Here is a 24,698-nt window from a genome sequence, read left to right on the forward strand (position 1 = left end):
TTTGTAAGGGGTGAGAATTCTTCGTTTTCAATAGCGAAATTCTCAAAACGTTAATTCATTTGGGATTACTTTACAAAACACTTTCCAAATGGGAAGTGTTTTTTGTTATACTTAGATTGGAATAGGGATACTATGTCAGAACAAGCACAAAGACAGGAACTTCATCGAAAAATTTGGGCGATTGCCGATAAGGTACGGGGAGCAGTAGATGGCTGGGATTTCAAGCAATATGTTTTGGGGATTCTGTTTTACCGTTTTATCAGTGAGAACTTTAAGAATTATATTGAAGGTGGAGATCCGGATGTAGATTATGCCAGTTTTCCAGAAGAACAGATAACTGATATTATCAAAGATGATGCGGTCAAAACTAAGGGATATTTTATCTATCCGTCACAGCTGTTTTCAAATGTGGTGAAACAAGCTAGAGGTAATGAGAATCTTAACACGGAGTTGAGGGATATTTTTGACGCCATTGAGTCCAGTGCCGTTGGTTATGACAGTGAGCACGACATCAAAGGGCTCTTTGATGATGTGGATACGCGGAGTAACCGTCTGGGCAATACCGTTGCAGAAAGAAATCAGCGTTTGGTGGATATTTTAGAAGAGATTGCAAATCTTGATTTTGGGGATTTCGAGGATAACCAAATCGACCTTTTTGGTGATGCCTATGAGTTCTTGATTTCAAACTATGCCTCGAATGCTGGTAAGTCAGGTGGAGAATTTTTCACCCCTCAAAGCGTGTCCAAGTTGCTGGCTAAGATTGTCATGCTGGGGAAAGATGAGAAGAATAAGATTAACAAAATCTACGACCCTGCATGTGGATCAGGCTCTCTCTTACTTCAGGCCAAGAAGCAGTTTACCGAGCACATTATTGAAGATGGTTTTTATGGGCAGGAAATCAATATGACCACCTATAACCTGGCTCGGATGAATATGTTTCTTCACAACATCAACTATGATAAATTTAGCATTGAGCGTGGCAATACCCTGTTGGACCCCAAGCACGGCAACGACAAACCTTTTGATGCCATCGTGTCTAACCCACCATATTCTATCAAGTGGATTGGCAGTGATGACCCGACCTTAATCAATGATGATCGCTTTGCACCAGCTGGGATTTTGGCTCCTAAGTCCAAGGCTGACTTTGCCTTCATCATGCACAGTCTTTCCTATCTTTCGTCAAAAGGCAGAGCAGCCATCGTGACCTTCCCTGGTATTTTTTATCGTGGAGGTGCGGAGCAAAAAATCCGTCAATATTTGGTAGACGGAAACTTTGTGGAGGCTGTTATTCAGCTACCAGACAATCTCTTTTTTGGAACCTCTATTGCCACCTGTATTCTAGTTTTGGCTAAAAATAAGAATATGACAGACACACTCTTTATCGATGCCAGTCGGGAATTTAAAAAAGAAACCAATAACAATGTTCTGACAGAAGACAATATCCAGAATATTTTAGAGGGATTTGACAAGGGAGAAGATAAGGAATACTTTGTTTCAGTTGTATCACATGAGAAGATTGTTGAAAATGATTACAACCTGTCTGTTTCGACCTATGTAGAAAAGGAAGATACGCGTGAGAAGATTGACATCGTTCAGTTGAACAAAGATATCGCTGAAACTGTGAAAAATATTGACCGTCTACGTGCTGAGATTGACAAGATTGTGGAGGAGCTGAGTCATGACCAATGATATCATCATCTACACAACAGATGACGGCAAGGCATCAATTGAACTTCATCTGGACAATGGGACAGTCTGGCTGACCCAGTTGGAGTTGGCGGAACTTTTTCAGACTTCCAAACAAAATATCAGCAAGCATATTAAGGCCATTTTTGAGGACGGCGAACTGATGGAAGAGGCAACTGTCAACTATAAGTTGACAGTTCAAAAAGAGGGTAGTAGAAATGTTCAAAGACAGGTAGTCTATTATAATCTGGATATGATACTGGCTATCGGCTACCGGGTACGGTCACCTCGTGGGGTACAATTTCGGAACTACGCTTCAACGGTTTTAAAAGAGTACTTGATCAAAGGCTTTGCTATGGACGACGACCGTTTGAAAAATTTGGGCGGCGGGTCTTATTTCAAGGAACTCCTTGACCGCATTCGAGATATTCGTTCAAGCGAAAAAGTTTTTTATCGTCAGATTTTAGACTTGTTTGCGACCTCAAGTGACTATAATGCAAGAAGTAGTGAAGCCCAGCAATTTTTTGTAACAGTACAGAATAAGTTGCACTATGCCATTCATCACCATATCGCTAGCGAGCTGATTTACACTAGAGTGGATAGTGAGAAGGAATTTATGGGCTTGAAGACCTTCAAGGGTGAATTGCCATCCTTGTCGGAGGCTAGGGTTGCCAAAAACTATCTGACCGAGCAAGAGTTGCAAGGCCTCAATCAGTTGGTATCGGGGTATTTGGACTTTGCTGAGAGGCAGGCCCAGCGTCAGATTGTCATGACCATGGCAGATTGGATTCAGCACGTGGATCGGATTTTACTGGCAACGGGTGAGGACCTTCTGACCCATGCAGGAACCATATCCCGCGAGCAGATGACGGAAAAAGTCAGTCAAGAGTACCGAAAATATAAAGCCAAGACCCTCAGTCAAGTTGAAAAAGACTACCTAGCCCACATCAAACACCTAGAAAAAATAGCTCAAGAGGGAGAGAAAAAATGACCAAAATAGAAGAAATGATAGCTGACCTCTGTCCTAATGGTGTAGAGTGGAAAGAGTTGGGGGAAGTATGTGATACTGTTGTAAGTCCAATAAAATTGAAGAGAAATGAATATCAAAGTAATGGAGCAATCGCAATAATTGATCAAGGTGAGGAGTTTGTTGCGGGATATATTGATATTGAAAAATATCTCCCCAAAGATGAATATGTTATTTTTGGAGATCATTCAGAACACATTAAATTTGTGAATTTTCCATTTGTTCAAGGAGCGGATGGTTTGAAAATTCTCAAATCTAGACAGGGAGTGATTCCAAAATTTCTGTATTACTGTTTCTGCAATTTTTATAAAAAAGAAGGTAATTATAAGAGACATTGGAGTGTTGCAAGAACTACTCCAATCCCCATCCCACCCCTAAAAATTCAGGAAGAAATAGTGCAAATACTTGACAAATTCACGGAATATGTTACAGAATTGACCGCAGAATTGGCCCTCCGACAGAAGCAATATAATTATTTTAGAGATTATTTGTTGAACTTTGATAGTGATAGTTCGGGGGGGGCGAACAATAAAGTTTATCAGGTTGAGTGGAAGACGCTTAAGGATATTGCAAAATTGAAAAATGGAAAAGATTGGAAAAGTCTTTCTGTTGGTGATGTTCCGGTCTATGGTAGTGGTGGTGCGATGGGAGAGTTCGTCTCAGAATATGCGTATAATAAACCGACTGTCTTAATTCCTAGAAAAGGGTCGATATCTAATCTATTTTATCTCGAAAAACCTTTTTGGAATGTTGATACAATTTACTATACTGAAATTGATGAAAGTCAGGTTGTGCCAAGATATTTATATTATTACTTAACTACCATTGATTTGGAGAGTATGGCAACAAATCCAACAAGACCAAGTTTGACCCAAGCTATTCTAGATAAAATCCCCCTCCCCGTTCCTTCTCTCCCTATCCAAGAACGCATCGTTCAGGTTCTTGATAACTTTGATACAGTTTGTAACGACCTCAATATCGGACTGCCCAAGGAGATTGAGCAACGTCAAAAACAATACGACTATTTTAGAGATAAGCTCTTGACCTTCACCGCCGAAGGCGTGTACACTGACAGTACAGTACAGTACAGACAAGACCTGATTAGGCTCTTAAACTGGGTCTTTGGTCCGATACGGGTAGAGTTGGGGGCAATTTGCGAATTCACGCGAGGAAACGGTCTCCAAAAGAAAGATTTTACGGAGGAAGGTTTCCCAGTTATCCATTATGGTCAAATCTACACCCGTTATGGTTTTTCAACCAAAGATACCGTTTCTTTTACCAGTCAAACTGTCTTTGATAAGCTGAAAAAAGCCCAGTCAAATGACATTGTTATGGCAACAACATCAGAAAATGTTGAGGATGTTGGTAAGGCGGTTGTTTGGGAAGGAGAGGAAGTAATCGGAGTGTCAGGTGATTCTTACATCATTCAAACATCGCAAAATGCCAGATACCTAAACTATTTCTTTAAATCCGTCCACTTCCAAAGTCAGAAGGAAAAGAAAGTCACTGGAACAAAGGTTATTCGTATCAATGCTAAGGATATGGGGAAATTTGTTATCAATATCCCTTCACTTGAAGACCAATCCCGTATCGTCTCCATCCTTGATACCTTTGACAACCTGACTAGCTCGATTGCGGAAGGCTTGCCAAAAGAAATTGAGCTACGGCAGAAGCAGTATGAGTATTTTAGGGATCAATTGCTTAACTTTTCATAGGAGAAAGAAGAAAGATGGGAAATGTTCTCAAATTTGAAAGTTTATCACAGATTGCAGATAGTATTATTGCAAGTGATAAAAAAGTTCACTTACTTTATGCTTATAATGCAACTGGGAAGACTAGACTTTCTATGGAGTTGAAAAATAAGGTGAATGAGGTTGATAGCAATGAAAATGTTATCAAGCATATTCTATATTTTAATTCATTCACAGAAGACTTATTTACTTGGGATAACGATTTAGAAAATGATGAAGATCGTTACTTGATTTATGACAAACGAACGTATTTTGGGAATTTCCTAGAAGAACAACAACTTTTTAATCGATCTGTAGAAAACTTTCAAAAATATGTTGGTAAAACGATTGAAATCGAGTTTACAGATATTGTTGAGACAGTTAAAGATGAGTTTGGAAATGTACAATATGATAATAAGAGCAATCCAATAACTATAAGCAATAAAAAGAGTATACGTTTTAAAGTAGACGGGCAGACAATAAAGGTGTCTAGAGGTGAAGAAAGAATTTTTATTTGGGCTATCTTCCTAACACTTTTAGAAATCGTCATTGAAGATTTGACTGAGTCTGCAGAGACATCAGAATTTTCAAATTTACAATACATTTTTATTGACGACCCAATATCATCACTGGATGACCAGAATATTATTAATGCCGCACTCTATTTAAATGATGTTATAGGAAGTGCTGAAAATACAGACTTAAAATTTATTATTTCTACTCATCAGGCTCTGTTCTATAATGTTCTCTATAATGAAATTCGTTTTGATAGAAGAATTAAGAGAAAAGTGTTCCATGTGATGAAATCTATCAATGAAACTGATGATGAGAAGCAATATAATTATTTGTTGACAGATGTCGAAGGCGATTCTCCATTTGGATACCATCTCAGAGTGAGAGAGGAGTTGCGAAAAGCAATTCAAGATGATAAAGTTGAGAAATTTCATTTTGCACTATTCAGAAATTTAGCAGAAAAAACAGCAACATTTTTAGGATATGGTCGTTGGGAAAACGTATTATTAGGTTTAGATGTTGCTGGATATATTATAACGCCTGAAAATATCAAACCATACACACAGCTTATTGATTTATATACCCATAATAGACACGCTGATTTAGAATATAGAGAACTATCTCCCCAAGAAAAAAATACACTTATAGAATTATTTAATAGCTTTGATTCAATCTATCGATTTAAAGAGGAGCAACCATGACTGATATTATTCAAACAGACCCGATTATCGAATCCAACAACTTCATCGTTTTGGACAAGTATGTGAAGTCAGTGCAGCCAGGTCATTACCAGACAGAAGCTGATTTGGAGAAGGAGCTGATTGCGGATTTGCAGCAGCAAGGTTATGAGTATCTGAACTACCTGACCACCCATGAAGCATTGTTGGGAAATCTTCGGACGCAGATGGAAACGCTCAATCGTGTCAGATTTAGAGACGCAGAGTGGCAACGGTTTTTGGATGAGTATTTGAATAAACCAAGCGAGAGCTTGATTGATCGGACGCGTAAGCTTCATGATGATCATGTCTATGACTTTATTTTTGATGACGGGCATATTCAAAATATCTACCTATGGGATAAGAAGAACATCAGTCGAAATAAATTGCAGGTCATTAACCAGATGAAGCAGACGGGAACGAGTGCCAATCGGTACGACGTGACCCTCCTGGTCAATGGGTTGCCCTTGGTTCAGATTGAGTTGAAAAAACGTGGAGTTGCCATTCGGGAGGCTTTTAACCAGGTTCATCGCTACAGCAAGGAAAGTTTTAACGAAGAAAATTCTCTCTTTAAGTACCTGCAACTCTTTATTATTTCAAACGGAACTGATACCCGCTACTTTGCTAATACGACCAAGCGGAACAAGAATTCCTTTGATTTCACTATGAATTGGGCCTTGAAGAATAATAATCCGATTAAGGATTTGAAGGACTTCACGGCAACTTTCTTAAGCAAGCAGACTTTGTTAAATGTCTTGATCAACTATTCTGTTTTTGATACCAGTGATACCCTGCTCATCATGCGTCCTTATCAGATTGCGGCGACTGAGAGGATTATCTGGAAAATTCGCTCTGCTATTGCTTCAAAAATCAAGAGTGGACCGGAAACAGGAGGCTATATCTGGCATACGACTGGATCTGGAAAGACCTTGACTAGTTTTAAAGCAGCCCGCTTGGCGACAGAGATGGCCGAAGTGGACAAGGTCTTTTTCGTGGTGGACCGCAAGGACTTGGATTATCAGACCATGAAGGAGTACCAGCGGTTCTCGCCAGATTCGGTCAATGGCTCCAACAGTACTGCAGGGCTCAAGCGAAATATTGAAAAAGATGACAATAAAATTGTGGTGACCACCATTCAAAAGCTCAATCATTTCATGACAAGTGAGCAGGAGCACGAAATCTATGACAAGCAAGTGGTATTCATCTTTGATGAGTGCCACCGCTCGCAGTTTGGTGAAGCCCAAAAACGCCTGAAGCAAAAATTCAAGAAATATTGTCAATTTGGCTTTACAGGAACACCGATTAAGGTGGAGAATGCTTTAGGTGCAGAAACCACTCAATCTGTCTTTGGAAAAGAACTCCATTCTTACGTTATCACGGATGCCATACGGGATCAGAAGGTCTTGAAATTCATGGTGGATTACAATGATGTCCGCCCACAATTCAAGGCCTATGAAACAGAGCAGGATTTGGAAAAGTTGAGTGCTGCTGAGACCAAGAAAGCTCTTTTACACCCAACTCGCATCTCAGAAATTTCCAGCTATATCTTGGAGCATTTCAATCAAAAAACACATCGCCAGTCAGGAAAAGGCTTTAATGCGATGTTTGCCGTTTCGAGTGTTGAAGCTGCCAAAGCTTATTATCAGGAATTGCAGGAGCAGCAAGTCGGACGAGAAAAGCCACTAAAAATCGCGACGATTTTCTCTTTTGCGGCTAACGAGGCCCAGGCTGCGATTGGGGAAATTGATGATGAGAATTTTACTCCTAATGATTTACCAGACCTCAGCAGTAAGGAGTTTTTAAGTCGCTGCGTACATGATTACAATCAACTGTATCAAACTAACTATACCATCAACGGCAATGATTTCCAGAATTATTACCGTGACTTAGCCAAGCGAGTGAAGACGGGTGAGGTCGATTTATTGATTGTAGTGGGAATGTTCTTGACAGGTTTTGATGCCCCTACTTTAAATACCTTATTTGTGGATAAAAATCTCCGTTATCATGGACTAATTCAAGCCTTTTCACGAACCAATCGGATTTATGATGCGACTAAGTCTTTTGGCAATATCGTAACATTTCGAGATTTGGAGAAGGCGACGACGGATGCTATCAAGCTTTTCGGAAAAACGGAAACAGCAGAGGTCTTGTTGGAACGTTCCTATACAGATTACTTAGAGGGTTACGACGAAGCTGGTGAACAAGAAGCAGGTTATTTGGCTGTTGCCCAGGAGCTTATGGAGTGTTTCCCAGATCCGAGGGAGATTGTCAAAGAGAGCGATAAAAAAGCCTTTGTAGACTTGTTTGGGAAGTTTTTGAAGCTGGATAATATTCTCCAAAACTACGATGACTTTGTGCGTTTACAGGCTGTTCAGATGGTTGATTTTGAAAATCTTGAGGAAGTGGCTACTTTTCAAGCCAAATACCAGATGGATTTTGAAACGATGGAAGAGCTGGCTCAGCTCCCCTTGCCGACAGTTCGGGAAATTCAAGATTATCGTTCTGCCTACAATGACATCAGAGATTGGTATACACGAGAACGCCAGAATCAGCAAGACAGCAAATCAACAGTAGACTGGGATTCGGTAGTTTTTGAGGTTGAATTGTTGAAATCACAAGAAATCAATCTAGACTACATCTTGGAATTGATTTTTGAAACCAATAAAAAATTATCGGACAAGGATGTGCTGGTAGAAGAAATCACACGGACAATTCGTGCCAGTCTTGGAAATCGAGCCAAGGAAGACCTGATTGTGAAGTTTATTCATCGAAGTGATTTGGATAGTTTTGTGGATAAGACGGACATTATCGAAAAATTTTTCTTGTTTGCTCGGGAGGAACAGAAAACAGAAGTTGCGGAGCTTATTCAGAAAGAAGGCTTGAATGAAGAGAGTGCCAAGCGGTATATTCAACTTTCTTTGAGGAGGGAATATGCCAGCGAAAATGGGAATGCTCTCAATGAAACCTTGCCAAAGATGAGCCCCCTCAATCCTCAGTATCATACAAAGAAGCAGACAGTTTTCCAAAAAATCAGTGCCTTGGTTGAAAAATTTAAGGGGATTGGTGGAGAAATATAATATTTTCTACTAACTAAAAAATGTACCCATTATTAAACTTGGTATAGGTTACAGTTAGAAATATTGGTGAGAAAGTCAAATAAAGAAAATTTATCCTATTTTTTATAAAAATACACAAGAGCCTCAAATTATTGATTTGAGGCTCTTACTTATTATTTTAAACAAAGTGATTGATGGCGATAAGGCTTTGGTAAGTGAGATAAGTATAAAGATAAAGAGTTGCTGGTTTTGATAGGAGGGTGATGACTATAAAGCGTTTGAGAGACATTTTACTTAAGCCAGCAACCATGCAAAGAAAATCATCAGGAAATCCAGGTAGGATAAAGGCTGTGGCTAAAAACCAATCAAAGTAATTCCCTTTATCTAAATAGGGAATATATTTGTCGTAGGTCTCTTGGGAGACAAATGCCTTTGCAAAAGATTCTCCATATCGACGGGCTAACAAGAAAGCTAAAATAGAGCCAAGGAATATTCCTGTGAAGTTAAAAATAAAACCATAGAGGGAGCCAAAAAGAGCATGCCCGACAACACAGGTAAGACCCCCAGGGATAAAGGGATAAATCACTTGTATGATTTGAATAAGGATGAAAATCAGAGGTCCCCAGATTCCGATGCGATGGAGAAAACTTTGAAATGGTCCTCCAACAGCAAAAATATTAGGGTTAGACTTGATATAGATGGCACCAATAAGTGCTAGCACAATCCCTAAAATCGTGATGACTTGGATGATTTGTTTGTGGTTTAATTGATTTTGTTTCACTTTTTCCATAACAATAACCTCTTTTTCTTACCTCTATTGTATCATTTTAGTAGTACAACAAAATCAGACTTAAGACTGATTTTTTAAAGAGGGAGCTTACTTAAAAGTAGGCTATGTTAAAGAAGCTTAAAAAAGCCAAGGTGAATCTTGGCTTTAAGAATACTATAGAGAGGGTGATACGTATTGTTTAAAGAAATCAATCTCATCTTGATTACATTGTTGTGCGATAGGGTCTCTGATATCACAGTGAAAGACATGGGATTTTGGATGATCTGCAGTACCGTAAGAGTGAAACTCTGCCTGTATGCCTTTAGCTAGACAATAGCCGTGTAGTCGGATAGTACAATCTCTAATAAAATCTTGGTTAGAAGTCATCAAAAAGAGTGGTGGCAAATCTGTGGTAAGATAACGTTCAGTTTGTAACCTGTCCTGCTGATGTGCTAATACTTCATCTGTAAAGTAAGCTTGCGGACCTCCCTCGATGCTTCCTGGAATGGTAATGAAAGCAGCTCCGCAATTAATCGCAGCTGCCCTAATAGTTAATTGAGGGAGTTGGTAATGAAATAATTTTCTGAAGTTGGAATTGGTTAGAATGGCTAAGTATTGCATGGCCATTTGTCCTCCGGCGCTATCACCGATAATAAACATATTATTAGAATCAAGTTCATAATGATTTGCGTGATTAGCAACCCAGTGAATGGCACGGTTAACATCATCTAGTTCCTGAGGAAAAACAATGCCTGGGGCTAAACGATAGTTGAAGTTAATAACGGCAAATCCTTTTTGTGCCAAGTTCATGCAATAAAACTGATAGGTTTCTTTCGTGCCATATACCCAACCTCCTCCGTGGATATTGATGATAGTTGGTACGGGATATTGGAGTGCTTTTTTAGGTTTATAGATATCAAGGAGATGCCATTTGGGGTCGGGACCGTACGAGATGTTATCAAAGCGTTCAATATCAGTTAGTCGTGTTGGAAGGCCTTTATCCCTTAAATCATCACCCTCTTTAAAGAGGCGTCTTAATGTGAGAGCTTGCTCTAGAATATCTTTTTTGTTCATTGTAGTCTCCTCCTTATTTATTTAATGTTATTATAGAATCCTTGAAAGGATACTTCTAGTTTTTTATCACCCAAAAACAGGCGCTCAGAACCTTAATTAATGAAATAAAATAAGGTCAATATGCGCCTGTTTTTAGTTACTGACAGAATAAATAAAAAGAAAGGAGAATGATATAATGAAAGCATCAAAATCACTATAAATGAATGGAGGGTGTTCTTATGAAACAACCTAAAGAAAAACTTAGTTTTAAAGTTTCACTTTTATCCTTGTCTTTATTTTTAATGATGGCACCTCAGATTGCCTCAGCTATCCCTCTTATGTATGAAGCTTTTCCAAAGATTAGTAAGGCAGCAATTGAGACTTTGGTGACAATTCCCAATTTTGGAATCATGGCAGGTTTATTTTTAAGTCCAATTGTCATCCGTTATATTGGTCAGAAAAAAACAATTCTTAGTGGACTTATTGTAGCCTTAGTAGCAGGAACATTTCCGATTTATGCTGATCAATATGTTTTGATTCTAATATCGAGATTTTTGGTGGGTGTGGGGATAGGTCTCTTTAATTCCCTAGCGGTTAGTTTGATCCCACAATTTTATCAAGATAGTGAAGAAGAATGTGCTAGTATGTTAGGTTTTCAAAATGTTATGGGAAGTATTGGAGCAGCTTTATCTTCTTTTTTGGTAGGTTATTTAGTGACAGTTAGCTGGCATGCTGCTTTTGCTATCTTCTTTTTAATTATCCCAGTTTTAATTGCTTTTACAATATTTGTTCCTCTGGATGAAGGAGGTTCTCAAACCCAAAGAGGTCATAAAGAAAAACAAGAAATAAATGGAAAAGTTACACTGATTGCGAGCCTAATGTTTACTATCTTTCTACTATTTATGCCTATAACGTTTAAAATTCCATCTCTAATTGTACAGGAGAGGATGGGAGATTTGAGTACGTCTGCCTTGATTTCTGGAGTGACTACTTTGATTGGTATTCCTATTGGAGCTAGTTTTGGATTAGTATTTAAGGTTTTAAGAGATAAAATCTTTCCGCTTGGATTTTTAATTGTAACTTGTAGTTTTCTTGTTGTCAGTTTATCAAGTCAGTTATGGTTGTTGATTGTAGGGGTTTTGCTGATTGGTTTAGGTTTTGGGTTAGCAATTCCATATATGTACAATTGGCTTGGTTGGGCAGCTCCACAAGGTTCCATTAATTTGGCAACAACCTTAGTTTTGATTATGGTTAATATCGGTTGTTTCTTATCTCCTAGTTTAATGGGCTTTTTATCTGGCTTTTTAACTGTTACAGATGCGCGTGCTGTTTTTTATGTTTCTACAATTGGATTTGCTTTAATTTTTATTTATTCTTTGTTCCATTATGTTAAAGTCCATAAGTTAGTTGTATAATAAAGTAAGATATCATTTGGAGGGAACTATGGAGAGATGGCGGCACGAATTTATTAATCCTAGTGAAAAATTATTGTCTTGGGTCTATCTTCATGAGAACTCTGATGTTGACTGGATACCACCGCATTGGCATAGGGGGATTGAGTTAAGCTATACGATAGCTGGTAAAATTGACCAATTTACAATTGGTGATGAGGTATTCAAGACTTCTCCAGGGACCATCTTAGTAGTTAACTCGCAAGAGGTTCATAGCATTAGGGTACATAAAAATGAACATGTTAAGGAAGAAACTTTTACGATTACTTACCCTTATTCTTTTGTTTTAAGTCAGTTTAGCGATTTGGCGGCTTATGAATGTTGTATTAATCATACAGAAACATTTAGTTCAGAGCAACATCAGCAATATGCTTTGTTGCAGAATAAGTTGGAGCTTTTGGTTGCTTATTATAAAAAGAGTCATTCATTTTCTACTATTAGGATGAATATTCTCCTTTTGGAAATTTTATCTATTTTATTAGAGTATTTTTTAGTAAAACGAGAGCAAAAGAACCTGGAAAGTAAACTAGAAGTTGCAGAGAGGATACAGGTGATGAATCAATATATTCATGAGCACTATACAGAGGTGATAGGGTTGGATGAATTAGCTGAAGTTTGTCATTTATCTAAATCGTATATGGCTAGATTTTTTAAACGTTATATGGATGCAACAGTTGGGGAATACATCAATACCGTAAGGGCTCATAAAGCTAAGGAGGATTTATTAGAGACTTCACTGAGTTTTACAAGTATTGCTATAAAAAATGGATTTAGTGGCTTACGATCAATGAATCGTGCATTGGAAAAAGAGTTTTCACAAAATGCTAGAGCTATTCGTTTGGAACAAAGGAGGAAATAAAGGATATGGCTGATTATCTCGTGATAGATGTTGGTGGGACTAAGATAAAGTTTGCTCTTATGGGGGATGATGCAAGGGTTAAAGAAAAAGGGGAAAAAGATAGCCCAGATAGTTTAGAGGAATTTTGGCTAGTACTGGATGAGCTAGTTGATTCTTATCGGTTGAGGGTATCTGGCTTAGCATTCAGTTTACCTGGTCGCGTGGATGTTAAAGAAGGAGTAGTATATCTTGGAGGCAGTTTGACTTATCTTCATGAAGCTCCTATTAGAGAACGTATGGAGAAGAAATTTGGTTTAAAAACGAGTCTCCAAAATGATGGTAAGGCTGCTGCTTTGGCTGAAGCTTGGTTGGGGAGTTTAAAGGATTGTCAACAAGCACTAGCTTTGGTACTTGGTACAGGAATTGGTGGGGGTTTAATTTTAGATGGTCACTTAAGACAAGGATTTCATGATCAAGCTGGAGAATTGAGTTTTATGTTGCTTAATCCAGCAGGTGTCGGATTTGATAAAATGTCAGGAAGTATAGGTTCTGCTGTTTCTTTAGTTGAACGTATCAATATGGCTATGGGATACGGGGATGTGAAAGATGGTAGGGCTGCTTTTCAAGCTATTTTATCAGCACAATCCCCAGCTAAACAATTTTTTGAAGACTATTGTCGCTATATTGCTATTTTGATATTAAACAGTCAAGCTATATTAGATGTTGAAAAAGTAGCGATAGGGGGAGGCATTAGTGCACAAACTATTGTAATAGATGAAATTAACCATCAGTACAATCGTCTGTTACAATCAGATCCCATCACTGCTTTCAATATTAGTCGTCCAGAGATTGTGTCGGCACAGTTTGGTAATGATGCCAACCTTTACGGCGCCTTATATCAATTTTTGTTAGATAATAAAATAGAGCGTGGTGAGATGTAAGTTATTAGCGCTATGGGTCAATCTAAGAGAAGTTGCTTTTATCTGAGATTGTTGTGGCATGACAGATTATCTCTTCAATCAAAAAGAAGCTGTTTTGAACAGCTTCTTTTTTACAGTAAAGGCAAGATAATATTAGTCCAAATCCAACTACAAGGAAGGATTAAAATCATAGCAGGAATCATATCTGCGGAAGGAAAGAGCTTAATATTGGCGATACGAAAGCCTGTGGCTAACATTAAAAATCCTCCGCAGGCCTTAAAGTCTGCGATCATATCAGGGGTAGTCAGAGGAAGGATCAGCTTCGCTAATAAAAATAGGCTATAAAAAATAACAAACTGGGGTAGGGCGATACTTGAGACGACAAAGCCGAGATTGGTGGCAAAGATAGCAGCAGTAAAAAAGTCTAAGATAGATTTAGAGATTAAAAGACTGGAGTCTCCTGTCATTCCAGCTTCAAGGCTGCCATAGATTCCTGTTCCACTAATGCAAAATAAGACAATAATAGTGACAAGTTGATTAAGCTTGTCCTTGTCTAAGGTATTTTCTTGATGAGGAAGAAGTTTGCTCATCACCTTTTGCATCCTAATGCCCATTTGATAAACGAAGTCTCCAAAATGAAGAGCAAGACCGATGCTTGTTCCAATGACAATAGCAAAGACAACGGCTGGCATAGCTTTCATTTGAGTGATAGAAGCTATCCCCATTCCCATCGAACAAATGGCAAAAATAAGATTAATCTGAGTTTTAAATTCTTCTTTAAGGTGGTGACCCAGAAAACCACCAGCCACTCCCCCTAAGATGATAGATAGGCTGTTGATAATAATCCCAGTAGGCATAAAATTCTCCTTTTATATGTTATTTTATCATGGTGGAAAGGGAAATCCAATCTTTTTTTGAGAAAAGAGAAACTATTGTTGTAAAATACAGAACGTTTTAGTTAAAAGTGGTATTTTTTGTTCGTTTATGATAAAATAGTTAAAAACTTTTTGGAGGTTGAAAATGAAGGCAATTATTACAGTGGTTGGACGCGATAAGGCAGGAATTGTAGCGGGAGTTGCCACTAAGGTAGCTGAGTTAGGTCTAAATATTGATGACATTTCACAAACGGTATTGGATGACTTCTTTACAATGATGGCTATTGTGTCATCAGATGAGAAAAAAGACTTTACACACTTACGTTCAGAATTAGAAGCTTATGGCGATAGCTTGAATGTTAAAATCAATATTCAAAGTGCAGCAATTTTTGATGCCATGCACAACTTATAAGATAGGAGACACTCATGGACATTAGACAGGTTACTGAAACAATTGCGATGATTGAGGAGCAAAATTTTGATATCCGTACCATCACGATGGGGATCTCATTGTTAGATTGTATTGACCCTGATATTGATAAGGCTGCAGAAAAAGTTTACCAAAAAATTGTAACAAAGGCGCAAAACTTGGTAGCTGTTGGAGATGAGATTGCAGCAGAATTAGGGATTCCAATTGTGAATAAGCGTGTTTCAGTGACACCGATTTCATTGATTGGTGCAGCAACGGATGCGACGGACTACCTTCCTTTAGCACACGCACTGGACAGAGCTGCTCAGGAAATTGGAATTGATTTTATTGGTGGTTTTTCTGCTTTGGTTCAAAAAGGTTATCAAAAAGGAGATGATATCCTTATCAACTCTATTCCACGAGCCTTGGCAGAAACGTCCAAAGTGTGTTCGTCAGTCAATATCGGATCGACCAAGACAGGAATTAACATGACCGCTGTTCGTGACATGGGGCGGATTATTAAGGAAACAGCAGAGGCTTCTGATATGGGAGCTGCAAAACTAGTGGTGTTTGCGAATGCTGTTGAGGATAATCCTTTTATGGCAGGGGCCTTCCATGGTGTTGGTGAAGCTGATGTAGTGATCAACGTTGGCGTATCTGGTCCAGGAGTGGTGAAGCGTGCTCTTGAAAAAGTTCGTGGTGAAAGCTTTGATGTGGTGGCAGAAACAGTCAAAAAAACAGCCTTTAAGATCACCCGTATTGGTCAATTGGTTGGACAAATGGCGAGTGAGCGCCTAGGAGTTAAATTTGGGATTGTTGATCTTTCGCTTGCTCCAACTCCAGCTGTAGGTGATTCTGTTGCTCGTGTTTTAGAAGAGATGGGATTAGAAACCGTTGGGACACATGGAACAACCGCTGCCTTGGCCCTCTTGAATGATCAGGTCAAAAAAGGTGGTGTCATGGCTTGTAATCAAGTTGGTGGTCTTTCTGGTGCTTTTATTCCTGTTTCAGAAGATGAAGGGATGATTGCAGCTGTCCAGTCTGGTTCTTTGAATCTTGAGAAGTTAGAAGCTATGACGGCTATTTGTTCTGTTGGGTTAGATATGATTGCGATTCCAGAAGACACACCGTCAGAAACGATTGCTGCCATGATTGCAGATGAGGCTGCTATCGGGGTTATCAATCAAAAAACAACAGCTGTTCGGATTATTCCAAAAGGAAAAGAAGGCGATATGATTGAGTTTGGTGGACTATTAGGAACAGCACCTGTTATGAAAGTTAATCAAGCCTCATCGGCAGATTTTATTGCGCGTGGTGGTCAGATCCCAGCACCAATTCATAGTTTTAAAAATTAAATTTTGATGACACTTGTCCTAGAGATAAGTGTTTTTTGTGTTAAAGAGAAGTGCTTTTTGTTATAATAGTGAAATAATAGCCCAAAGGAGAGAGACTTATGGTTAAGACACGTTTGTATATTGCTCGTCACGGGAAAACTATGTTTAATACAATTGGTCGTGCGCAAGGGTGGAGTGACACCCCGTTAACAAAAGAGGGGGAAGCTGGTATCCGTGAATTAGGGCTTGGTTTAAAAGCTGCAGATATATCTTTTAAAGCTGCTTTTTCAAGTGATAGTGGACGAACGATCCAAACCATGGGGATTATCCTTGAGGAGACCGGATATCAAGACCTCCCTTATACTTATGATAAGCGAATTCGTGAGTGGTGTTTTGGTAGTCTTGACGGTGGATATGATGGGGAGCTTTTTCAAGGTGTACTTCCAAGAACCAAAGCTTTCCAAGATGGGCGTGATTTAGAAGATATTTCTTATGAAGAAATTGCGAATAGTATAGTAGAGGTAGATACTGCCAATTGGGCAGAACCTTGGGAGATTTTACGTCACCGTATTTACTCAGGATTTGAAGATATGGCAAAATCTATCCAAGCATCTGGTGGTGGCAATGCTATTGTTGTCAGCCATGGTATGACCATTGGTACTTTTTTATGGTTGATTGATCATCATCAGAAAAAACAAATGATTGAAAATGGTAGTGTTACAGTGGTGACCTATGAAGATGGTCAATTTACCATAGAGGCTGTTGCCGATTTATCTTATAGACTAAAAGGGAGAGAGATGTTAGAAAAGAAACATGACTAAAAAAATAATCAGGTTGGTATTAGGATTGGGGATTGTGATTACATTTTTAACCTCAATTTTCTACTTTATAAAAGGGGAGCAGCCAACGACTGCTAAAACAAGTCAATCAACAACTGCAAAAAGTAGCACGGTGCAGACGAGTCAGTCTAAGTCAGCTACAACAAGTACCTTACCAGATGTTTCCTCTAGTGATTGGGAGCTGATTTTAGTAAATAGAGATCACATCACTGCAGAGTTGAACCCTGAGTTAGCGACTGTCGGAAATATTCAAGTGGATGCTAGAATTGCGGATGCTGTACAGCAGTTTTTAGTAGCAGCTCAAGCACTAGATTCGGCTGAACATTTGATTTCTGGTTATCGTAGTGTAGCGTATCAAGAGCAGGTTTATGAAGGTTATGTGCAACAGGAGATGGCAACGGGACTTAGTCGTGAAGAGGCAGAAAAAAAGGTTCAAACCTATTCACAGCCTGCAGGGGCAAGTGAGCACCAGACAGGTCTTGCAATTGATATGAGCACTGTAGATAGTCTTAATCAAAGCGACCCTGCTTTAGTAGAGAAAGTGAAAGCTTTAGCGCCACAATATGGCTTTGTTTTACGTTTTTCTGATACAACACAAGATGAGACAGGAATTGGCTATGAGGATTGGCATTATCGTTATGTTGGAAAAGAGTCGGCAGCTTATATGACAGAGCATAATCTTTCTCTGGAAGCTTATTTAGATTTGTTAAAGGAGAATGGTAAATGAGAAGAAGGATTAGTTTACGTTTTTTAGGTGTTGTAATAACAAGCCTTGTTTTCTTTCTCATTTTACCTTTGGCACTAAATCATGAGCGACCCTTAGCGCAAAAAAGTATGGGAACGAGATACACAGAGAAACAGTTTATAGAAACAGTCTTACCTTATGCTAAAGAACTATCTGACAGTTATGGTGTGAGAACTTCTATTATATTAGGGCAAGCTTGCTTAGATTCGGGTTATGGAAACTATCTTTTAGCTGTAAAATACCACAATCTTTATGGTATAAAAGCTTCTTTTGGGGAACCCCACATTGAGTTAGGTACCAAGGTTTATGTTAATAGTAAGTGGACTCAGGCGACAGAAGACTTTGTGGTTTATAAATCTTATGAGGAAGCTATGACATCTTATATGGAACTGTTGCGTGGTGGAACTTACTGGAGTACAGATTTATATAAGAATGTTGTCACAGCTAGCAGTTATCAAAAGGCAGCACAAGCTTTACAAGATGGAGGATACTCAACCGATCCCGATTATGCTAGTAAGTTAGTTAAGCTTATTAAAAAACATGGCTTGGACCAATATGATCAGTAAAAAACAGCTTTAGCTGTTTTTTATATTGAGTAGATTTCATTATTTCTAGGGCGGCATATAGCTGATGAGATTCTATTTTCAAGAAAATCTCAGTCTCTAGACGGATTTTTAGCACTCTTTACAAAAGAGTGCTAATTTTTTGAGTTTTTCGCTTGACTTTATTTAACTAAGGAGTATAATAGAAACATAAAGTTAGCAGTCGCGGTGGTAGAGTGCTAACAAGAGATAGGAGGCGAGTCAAGTGATCACTCAACGTCAAAGTGATATTTTAAATCTGATAGTTGATATCTTCACGCAAACTCGTGAGCCTGTTGGTTCAAAAGCGCTTCAGGCCTCTATCAACTCCAGTAGTGCAACGATTAGAAATGACATGGCAGCTCTAGAGAAGATTGGTCTTTTGGAAAAAGCACATACTTCAAGTGGTCGCTTGCCTAGTCAGGAAGGTTTTCGTTATTTTGTTGAACACTCCTTGACTTTGGATCAAATCGATGAACAAGATGTTTATCAAGTTGTAAAAGATTTTGATCATGAGTTTTTCAAATTGGAGGATATTTTATCACAGGCGGCTCAGATTTTATCGCAACTAACAGGTTATACGGCGGTTGTACTGGATGTGGAGCCTAGTCGTCAAGTCTTAACTTCTTTTGAAGTAGTGAAACTCAGTCATCACGATGCTCTGGCAGTTTTGACGCTAGATGATACCACTCCTGTAACGGTTCAATTTGCGATTCCTAAAAGTTTCTTAGATAGTGACTTGAATACTTTGAAGACGGTAGTCATTGAACGATTTGTGGGTGAGCGTGTCTTAGATATTCATTATCGTCTAAGGACAGAGCTTCCTCAAGTGATGCAACGTTATTTTAAGCGGACAGATCATGTCTTGGATTTATTTGATTATATTTTTTCTGCTATGTTTAGAGAAAATCTCATATTGGCAGGTAAAGGAAATGTTCTTACCTTTGCAGGTTTAGAGACTTATCAGTTTTTGGACAATGATCAATCCTTAGCACTTGAAATTCGTTCTAGCTTAGATCAAAATCATAAACAAGCTGTTCAGATAGCTGAAAGTAAGGAAAAAAGTTTGTCAGACTTGACAGTGATTCATCAGCATTTCCTTATTCCTTATAGGGGACTTGGGATTATTACCTTGATTGGTCCAGTTGAGTTGGATTATCGTAGAATTATGAGTTTGATGAATATTATTGCTCAGGTATTAACGGCTAAGTTGGGAGACTTTTTCCGCTATCTTAATAGCAATCACTACGAGGTCAATTAAATAGTAAAATTAGAAAATAAAGAGGTAATAGCGTGTCAGAAGAAATTAAAAACGAAGAAGTTGTTGAAGAAGCAGTTGAGGCGGCAGCAGAAGAAGTCGCTGAAGAGACAGCTGAAACAGCGGAGAAATCAGAACTAGAGCTTGCTAACGAACGCGCGGATGAGTTTGAGAACAAGTACTTGCGTGCGCATGCTGAGATGCAAAACATTCAACGTCGTGCTAGCGAGGAGCGTCAAAGCTTACAACGCTATCGTTCACAAGACTTGGCGAAAAAAGTGTTACCAAGCTTAGATAACTTAGAGCGTGCACTTCAAGTTGAAGGCTTATCAGACGATGTTAAAAAAGGGATTGAGATGGTACAAGAAAGTTTGATTCAAGCTCTTAAAGAAGAAGGTGTTGAAGAAGTTGTTGTTGACACTTTTGACCATAATCTTCATATGGCTGTTCAAACTTTACCAGCAGATGATGATCACCCAGCAGATACCATCGCAGAAGTCTTCCAAAAAGGTTACAAACTTCACGATCGTCTCTTAAGACCAGCGATGGTTGTGGTCTATAACTAAACAAAAACTTGACCGAAATGTCATGCACAGTAGTTTGCAACCAATCGCTTCGTCGAGAGGCTCCTAGCTCTTGGGCAAACCTTGTGTCGGTAACTCTAAGGTCGCTAAAGCGACAAGAGTTACTCGAAAACTATGAAAAAACCTCGTCTGCAATGACGGTAAACTATGAATGAATAAAAAGAAAACTAAAATAAGAGGTAAAACACATGAGTAAAATTATCGGTATTGACTTAGGGACAACAAACTCAGCAGTTGCAGTTCTTGAAGGAACAGAAAGCAAAATCATTGCAAACCCAGAAGGTAACCGCACAACGCCGTCTGTTGTGTCTTTCAAAAATGGTGAAATCATCGTTGGTGACGCGGCAAAACGCCAAGCAGTAACCAACCCAGATACCATTATCTCAATCAAATCAAAAATGGGAACGTCTGAAAAAGTTTCAGCAAACGGTAAAGAATATACACCACAAGAAATCTCAGCCATGATTCTTCAATATCTTAAAGGCTATGCAGAAGATTACCTTGGTGAAAAAGTAACCAAAGCGGTTATCACCGTTCCTGCTTACTTCAATGATGCCCAACGTCAAGCAACTAAAGATGCTGGTAAAATCGCTGGTCTTGAAGTAGAACGTATCGTCAACGAGCCAACTGCAGCAGCTCTTGCTTATGGTTTGGACAAGACAGACAAAGACGAGAAAATCTTGGTATTCGACCTTGGTGGTGGTACTTTCGACGTTTCTATTCTTGAACTTGGTGATGGTGTCTTTGATGTACTTGCAACAGCAGGTGACAACAAACTTGGTGGTGATGACTTTGACCAAAAAATTATCGACCACATGGTTGATGAGTTCAAAAAAGAAAACGGCATTGACTTAGCAGCTGATAAAATGGCGCTCCAACGTTTGAAAGATGCGGCTGAAAAAGCGAAGAAAGACTTGTCAGGAGTGACTTCAACTCAAATCAGCTTGCCGTTCATTACTGCAGGTGCAGCAGGTCCGCTTCATTTGGAAATGACATTGACGCGTGCTAAGTTTGATGAATTGACACATGACCTTGTAGAACGTACTAAAACACCAGTTCGTCAAGCTCTTTCAGATGCAGGCTTGTCTATTTCAGAAATTGATGAGGTTATCCTTGTTGGTGGTTCAACACGTATCCCAGCCGTTGTAGAAGCTGTTAAAGCTGAAACTGGTAAAGAGCCAAACAAATCTGTTAACCCTGACGAAGTGGTTGCTATGGGTGCGGCTATTCAAGGTGGTGTCATCACTGGTGATGTGAAAGATGTTGTTCTTCTTGACGTGACACCATTGTCACTTGGTATTGAAACAATGGGTGGTGTCTTTACAAAACTTATCGATCGCAACACAACTATCCCAACGTCTAAGTCACAAGTCTTCTCAACTGCAGCAGACAATCAGCCAGCTGTTGACATCCACGTGCTTCAAGGTGAGCGTCCAATGGCAGCAGACAACAAGACTCTTGGTCGCTTCCAATTGACAGACATCCCAGCAGCACCTCGTGGTATCCCACAAATCGAAGTTACATTTGACATTGATAAAAATGGTATCGTGTCTGTAAAAGCTAAAGATCTTGGTACACAAAAAGAGCAACATATCGTTATCAAGTCTAACGATGGTCTTTCAGAAGAAGAAATCGAGCGTATGATGAAAGATGCAGAAGCTAACGCAGAAGCAGATGCAAAACGTAAAGAAGAAGTTGACCTTCGCAATGAAGTTGATCAAGCTATCTTTGCAACAGAAAAAACTATCAAAGAAACCGAAGGTAAAGGCTTTGACACAGAACGTGACGCCGCACAAGCAGCTCTTGATGAGTTGAAAGCTGCTCAAGAAGCTAACAACCTTGATGATATGAAAGCAAAACTTGAAGCCCTTAACGAAAAAGCTCAAGCTCTTGCTGTTAAAATGTATGAGCAAGCCGCAGCAGCACAACAAGCCCAAGCAGGTGCAGAAGGCACACAAACTGCTGATAACGCAGGCGATGACGTCGTGGATGGGGAATTTACTGAGAAGTAGTAAAAACGTTCGGGGAGTGTTTTAGCCTGTGAGCTTGAAACTAGAAGTGAACGGTTAAGGTTCTTAGCTCGAACTCAGTTCTTATTTTCTTGAGAATAGAAATCATTCGTCACTAAAAATTCCAATCACAGAGGTTGCAACCCAGCCTCTGTTTTTGGGTAAATAGAAAATGGGATAAAATGAATACGAAAAAAATACTGGTCGTCTTGACCAATGTATCTCAATACAAAAATGATGAAGAAAAAACAGGTCTGTGGCTAGCAGAAGCGACAGAATTTGTAGATGAAGTTACCAAATCAGGATTTGAAGTGGATTATGTCAGTCCAAAAGGAGGAAGTGTTCCAATCGATCCTCGCAGCTTGAAAAATATCTATGTTTCGAAAGAAGATTTACAATTATCTGAAAGCGCTGATTTTAAGGAGCGTGCCTTGCTACATTCTCTTAAACCAGAAGATGTTCAACCTGAGGACTACATTGCTATCTACTATACAGGTGGACACGGTGTGATTTGGGATTTTCCGGACAACAAGGAATTGCAAGAAATTGCTAATTCTATTTATGAACAAGGTGGATATATTTCCTCGGTTTGCCACGGTGTTTCAGGTTTGTTAAATATTCGTGCTAGGGATGGTCGTTATCTTATCGAAGGTAAGAAGATAACTGGTTTCACCAAATGGGAAGAGATTCTAAGTGGAAAACTGAAAAAAGTTCCCTTTATCACGGAAACTGAGGTCAAAAAACGTGGAGCCGATTTTCAAAAGAAACTTCCCTACACTTCTTTTGCCATACAAGATGATCGTTTTGTGACTGGTCAAAATCCCATGTCAGGTAGGGCAGTTGCCAAACGCTTGCTAAGTAACTTCTAGCGAGGATTGGTATTACTATACTTCCTGTCTCGATTTTACAGAAAGGAAAGTGTTCGTAATTGAACACGGGCTACTTTCTGAAATTCGTCTATTATTTAACGAAAGGAATTGAACCCGCCCTAAAAGCTGTGTGAAAAAGATAAATCGCCTAGAAAATCAGGATTTTCTGCCGATTTCCTATTTTCACTTTGCTTTTCACGGGCTTGGTATCTTATATGAACAATACTGAATTTTACGATCGTCTGGGGGTATCTAAGGATGCTTCTCAGGACGAGATAAAAAAAGCTTATCGTAAGATGTCTAAAAAGTATCACCCAGACATCAATAAAGAGCCTGGCGCTGAACAGAAGTATAAGGATGTTCAGGAGGCTTATGAAACGCTAAGTGATAGTCAAAAGCGGGCTAACTATGATCAATTTGGTGCTGCAGGAGCTCAAGGAGGCTTTGGTGGCGGAGCTGGTGGTTTTGGCGGTTTTGATGGAGCTGGTGGCTTTGGCGGTTTTGAGGATATCTTCTCAAGTTTCTTTGGAGGTGGGGGTGCTAGTCGTAATCCGAATGCTCCTCGTCAAGGAGATGATCTTCAATATCGTGTTGATTTAACATTTGAAGAGGCAGTTTTTGGTGCTGAAAAAGAGGTACGTTACCATCGCGAAGCATCTTGTCATACTTGTGATGGTTCAGGTGCTAAACCAGGGACTAGCCCTGTCACTTGTGGGCGCTGTCATGGTTCAGGGATTATTAATGTTGATACTCAAACCCCACTTGGTATGATGCGCCGTCAAGTTACCTGTGATGTCTGTCATGGTACTGGTCAAGAAATTAAAGATCCATGTCAAACATGTCGTGGTACTGGTCGTGAGAAACAAGCGCATAATGTTTCAGTGAAAATTCCAGCAGGGATTGAAACTGGGCAACAAATTCGTTTATCAGGACAAGGTGAGGCAGGCTATAATGGTGGTCCTTATGGTGATCTTTACGTTGTTGTGAATGTTTTAGCAAGTGATAAATTTGAACGAGAAGGCTCAACGATTTACTATAGTTTGAACCTATCATTTGTTCAAGCCGCCCTTGGGGATACTATAGAAGTTCCTACTGTCCACGGTCCAGTTGAGTTAGCGATTCCAGCAGGAACACAAACTGGTAAGACCTTCCGCCTTAGAGGGAAAGGGGCACCGCGACTACGTGGTAATGGTCAAGGTGATCAGCATGTAACAGTGACAGTTGTGACTCCAACTAAGCTCAATGACGCACAAAAAGAAGCGTTAAAAGCTTTTGCAGCAGCGGGTGGAGATAAAGCAGTCCATCCTAAGAAAAAAGGCTTCTTTGATAAAATGAAAGATGCTTTTGAAGGAGAGTAGAGCTTGAGCTCTACTCTTTTTTTTGAAATCAACATTATTGTTCAGATGCTTCTCTTTTGTTATAATGAATATAATAGT

The 24,698-nt window shown here is 39.2% G+C and carries 21 protein-coding genes; 18 read left to right on the forward strand and 3 right to left on the reverse strand.

The window, feature by feature from the left end:
• Positions 1–132: 132 nt before the first annotated feature.
• The 5 genes from ACEE75_RS01850 to ACEE75_RS01870 are packed head-to-tail and all read left to right on the forward strand — an operon-like array spanning position 133 to position 8,749.
• Positions 133–1,689, forward strand: coding sequence for a type I restriction-modification system subunit M (locus tag ACEE75_RS01850; protein WP_449164815.1), 1,557 nt, complete (start codon positions 133–135; stop codon positions 1,687–1,689).
• Positions 1,679–2,677: a virulence RhuM family protein gene (locus ACEE75_RS01855; protein ID WP_449164814.1), complete on the forward strand. Its 999-nt coding sequence runs from the start codon at positions 1,679–1,681 to the stop codon at positions 2,675–2,677. The genes ACEE75_RS01850 and ACEE75_RS01855 overlap by 11 nt, the downstream gene beginning before the upstream one ends.
• Entirely contained in the window at positions 2,674–4,428 is a 1,755-nt protein-coding gene (locus tag ACEE75_RS01860; RefSeq protein ID WP_449173561.1) for a restriction endonuclease subunit S, read from the forward strand. The genes ACEE75_RS01855 and ACEE75_RS01860 overlap by 4 nt, the downstream gene beginning before the upstream one ends.
• Before the next feature lie 14 nt (positions 4,429–4,442).
• Positions 4,443–5,657 (forward strand): anticodon nuclease, encoded by a 1,215-nt coding sequence (locus tag ACEE75_RS01865; protein ID WP_447574480.1) that lies wholly within the window; start codon positions 4,443–4,445, stop codon positions 5,655–5,657.
• Complete coding sequence (locus ACEE75_RS01870; RefSeq protein ID WP_447574481.1) at positions 5,654–8,749, forward strand: type I restriction endonuclease subunit R; 3,096 nt, start codon at positions 5,654–5,656, stop codon at positions 8,747–8,749. Before ACEE75_RS01865 ends, ACEE75_RS01870 begins: the two co-directional genes overlap by 4 nt.
• Positions 8,750–8,906: 157 nt before the next feature.
• On the opposite strand, the gene ACEE75_RS01875 is transcribed toward ACEE75_RS01870, so the two are convergent.
• Together ACEE75_RS01875 and ACEE75_RS01880 are read right to left on the reverse strand one after the other, a co-directional pair.
• Complete coding sequence (locus ACEE75_RS01875; protein WP_447574482.1) at positions 8,907–9,518, reverse strand: TVP38/TMEM64 family protein; 612 nt, start codon at positions 9,516–9,518, stop codon at positions 8,907–8,909.
• A gap of 153 nt (positions 9,519–9,671) precedes the next feature.
• On the reverse strand, positions 9,672–10,571 hold the full coding sequence (locus ACEE75_RS01880; protein ID WP_447574483.1) for an alpha/beta hydrolase: 900 nt from the start codon (positions 10,569–10,571) through the stop codon (positions 9,672–9,674).
• A 218-nt stretch (positions 10,572–10,789) separates the two neighbouring features.
• Here ACEE75_RS01880 and ACEE75_RS01885 point away from each other — a divergent pair, with 218 nt between their 5' ends.
• The 3 genes from ACEE75_RS01885 to ACEE75_RS01895 are packed head-to-tail and all read left to right on the forward strand — an operon-like array spanning position 10,790 to position 13,780.
• Positions 10,790–11,965 carry an MFS transporter gene (locus ACEE75_RS01885; RefSeq protein ID WP_447574484.1) on the forward strand — a complete coding sequence of 392 codons (1,176 nt, stop codon included), beginning with the start codon at positions 10,790–10,792 and terminating at the stop codon, positions 11,963–11,965.
• Between the two features lie 28 nt (positions 11,966–11,993).
• Positions 11,994–12,860 (forward strand): helix-turn-helix domain-containing protein, encoded by an 867-nt coding sequence (locus ACEE75_RS01890; RefSeq protein WP_447574485.1) that lies wholly within the window; start codon positions 11,994–11,996, stop codon positions 12,858–12,860.
• Positions 12,861–12,865: 5 nt separating this feature from the next.
• Positions 12,866–13,780 (forward strand): ROK family protein, encoded by a 915-nt coding sequence (locus ACEE75_RS01895; protein WP_447574486.1) that lies wholly within the window; start codon positions 12,866–12,868, stop codon positions 13,778–13,780.
• A gap of 110 nt (positions 13,781–13,890) precedes the next feature.
• Here ACEE75_RS01895 and ACEE75_RS01900 read toward each other — a convergent pair whose 3' ends face one another.
• Positions 13,891–14,616 (reverse strand): DUF554 domain-containing protein, encoded by a 726-nt coding sequence (locus tag ACEE75_RS01900; RefSeq protein WP_447574487.1) that lies wholly within the window; start codon positions 14,614–14,616, stop codon positions 13,891–13,893.
• Positions 14,617–14,779: 163 nt separating this feature from the next.
• Here ACEE75_RS01900 and ACEE75_RS01905 point away from each other — a divergent pair, with 163 nt between their 5' ends.
• From ACEE75_RS01905 to dnaJ, 10 genes are all read left to right on the forward strand, one after another.
• Positions 14,780–15,046 carry an ACT domain-containing protein gene (locus tag ACEE75_RS01905; protein ID WP_354367607.1) on the forward strand — a complete coding sequence of 89 codons (267 nt, stop codon included), beginning with the start codon at positions 14,780–14,782 and terminating at the stop codon, positions 15,044–15,046.
• A 14-nt stretch (positions 15,047–15,060) separates the two neighbouring features.
• Complete coding sequence (locus tag ACEE75_RS01910; RefSeq protein WP_354367609.1) at positions 15,061–16,398, forward strand: PFL family protein; 1,338 nt, start codon at positions 15,061–15,063, stop codon at positions 16,396–16,398.
• Between the two features lie 98 nt (positions 16,399–16,496).
• Positions 16,497–17,198, forward strand: a complete 702-nt coding sequence (locus ACEE75_RS01915) for a histidine phosphatase family protein (RefSeq protein WP_354367611.1) — start codon at positions 16,497–16,499, stop codon at positions 17,196–17,198.
• Positions 17,191–17,943 carry a M15 family metallopeptidase gene (locus ACEE75_RS01920; RefSeq protein ID WP_447574488.1) on the forward strand — a complete coding sequence of 251 codons (753 nt, stop codon included), beginning with the start codon at positions 17,191–17,193 and terminating at the stop codon, positions 17,941–17,943. Before ACEE75_RS01915 ends, ACEE75_RS01920 begins: the two co-directional genes overlap by 8 nt.
• On the forward strand, positions 17,940–18,527 hold the full coding sequence (locus ACEE75_RS01925) for a glycoside hydrolase family 73 protein (RefSeq protein ID WP_447574489.1): 588 nt from the start codon (positions 17,940–17,942) through the stop codon (positions 18,525–18,527). The genes ACEE75_RS01920 and ACEE75_RS01925 overlap by 4 nt, the downstream gene beginning before the upstream one ends.
• A 241-nt stretch (positions 18,528–18,768) precedes the next feature.
• Positions 18,769–19,803, forward strand: coding sequence for a heat-inducible transcriptional repressor HrcA (gene hrcA / locus ACEE75_RS01930; protein WP_447574490.1), 1,035 nt, complete (start codon positions 18,769–18,771; stop codon positions 19,801–19,803).
• A gap of 32 nt (positions 19,804–19,835) precedes the next feature.
• Complete coding sequence (gene grpE, locus ACEE75_RS01935; RefSeq protein WP_447574491.1) at positions 19,836–20,366, forward strand: nucleotide exchange factor GrpE; 531 nt, start codon at positions 19,836–19,838, stop codon at positions 20,364–20,366.
• A 206-nt stretch (positions 20,367–20,572) separates the two neighbouring features.
• Positions 20,573–22,396, forward strand: a complete 1,824-nt coding sequence (gene dnaK, locus ACEE75_RS01940; RefSeq protein ID WP_354367621.1) for a molecular chaperone DnaK — start codon at positions 20,573–20,575, stop codon at positions 22,394–22,396.
• 179 nt (positions 22,397–22,575) lie between these two features.
• Positions 22,576–23,262: a type 1 glutamine amidotransferase domain-containing protein gene (locus ACEE75_RS01945; RefSeq protein WP_447574262.1), complete on the forward strand. Its 687-nt coding sequence runs from the start codon at positions 22,576–22,578 to the stop codon at positions 23,260–23,262.
• 215 nt (positions 23,263–23,477) lie between these two features.
• Positions 23,478–24,620, forward strand: a complete 1,143-nt coding sequence (gene dnaJ, locus ACEE75_RS01950) for a molecular chaperone DnaJ (RefSeq protein WP_354367623.1) — start codon at positions 23,478–23,480, stop codon at positions 24,618–24,620.
• Positions 24,621–24,698 lie beyond the last annotated feature (78 nt).

This window comes from Streptococcus sp. 11273D007BT, assembly GCF_053547195.1.

Coding starts and splice junctions, on each gene's coding strand:
- ACEE75_RS01850 (WP_449164815.1), top strand. CDS start 133: ATGTCAGAACAAGCACAAAGACAGGAACTTCATCGAAAAATTTGGGCG.
- ACEE75_RS01860 (WP_449173561.1), top strand. CDS start 2,674: ATGACCAAAATAGAAGAAATGATAGCTGACCTCTGTCCTAATGGTGTA.
- dnaJ (WP_354367623.1), top strand. CDS start 23,478: ATGAACAATACTGAATTTTACGATCGTCTGGGGGTATCTAAGGATGCT.
- ACEE75_RS01900 (WP_447574487.1), bottom strand. CDS start 14,616: ATGCCTACTGGGATTATTATCAACAGCCTATCTATCATCTTAGGGGGA.
- ACEE75_RS01865 (WP_447574480.1), top strand. CDS start 4,443: ATGGGAAATGTTCTCAAATTTGAAAGTTTATCACAGATTGCAGATAGT.
- ACEE75_RS01905 (WP_354367607.1), top strand. CDS start 14,780: ATGAAGGCAATTATTACAGTGGTTGGACGCGATAAGGCAGGAATTGTA.
- ACEE75_RS01925 (WP_447574489.1), top strand. CDS start 17,940: ATGAGAAGAAGGATTAGTTTACGTTTTTTAGGTGTTGTAATAACAAGC.
- ACEE75_RS01880 (WP_447574483.1), bottom strand. CDS start 10,571: ATGAACAAAAAAGATATTCTAGAGCAAGCTCTCACATTAAGACGCCTC.
- ACEE75_RS01870 (WP_447574481.1), top strand. CDS start 5,654: ATGACTGATATTATTCAAACAGACCCGATTATCGAATCCAACAACTTC.
- dnaK (WP_354367621.1), top strand. CDS start 20,573: ATGAGTAAAATTATCGGTATTGACTTAGGGACAACAAACTCAGCAGTT.
- ACEE75_RS01915 (WP_354367611.1), top strand. CDS start 16,497: ATGGTTAAGACACGTTTGTATATTGCTCGTCACGGGAAAACTATGTTT.
- ACEE75_RS01855 (WP_449164814.1), top strand. CDS start 1,679: ATGACCAATGATATCATCATCTACACAACAGATGACGGCAAGGCATCA.
- ACEE75_RS01875 (WP_447574482.1), bottom strand. CDS start 9,518: ATGGAAAAAGTGAAACAAAATCAATTAAACCACAAACAAATCATCCAA.
- ACEE75_RS01920 (WP_447574488.1), top strand. CDS start 17,191: ATGACTAAAAAAATAATCAGGTTGGTATTAGGATTGGGGATTGTGATT.
- ACEE75_RS01945 (WP_447574262.1), top strand. CDS start 22,576: ATGAATACGAAAAAAATACTGGTCGTCTTGACCAATGTATCTCAATAC.
- ACEE75_RS01885 (WP_447574484.1), top strand. CDS start 10,790: ATGAAACAACCTAAAGAAAAACTTAGTTTTAAAGTTTCACTTTTATCC.
- ACEE75_RS01910 (WP_354367609.1), top strand. CDS start 15,061: ATGGACATTAGACAGGTTACTGAAACAATTGCGATGATTGAGGAGCAA.
- ACEE75_RS01895 (WP_447574486.1), top strand. CDS start 12,866: ATGGCTGATTATCTCGTGATAGATGTTGGTGGGACTAAGATAAAGTTT.
- ACEE75_RS01890 (WP_447574485.1), top strand. CDS start 11,994: ATGGAGAGATGGCGGCACGAATTTATTAATCCTAGTGAAAAATTATTG.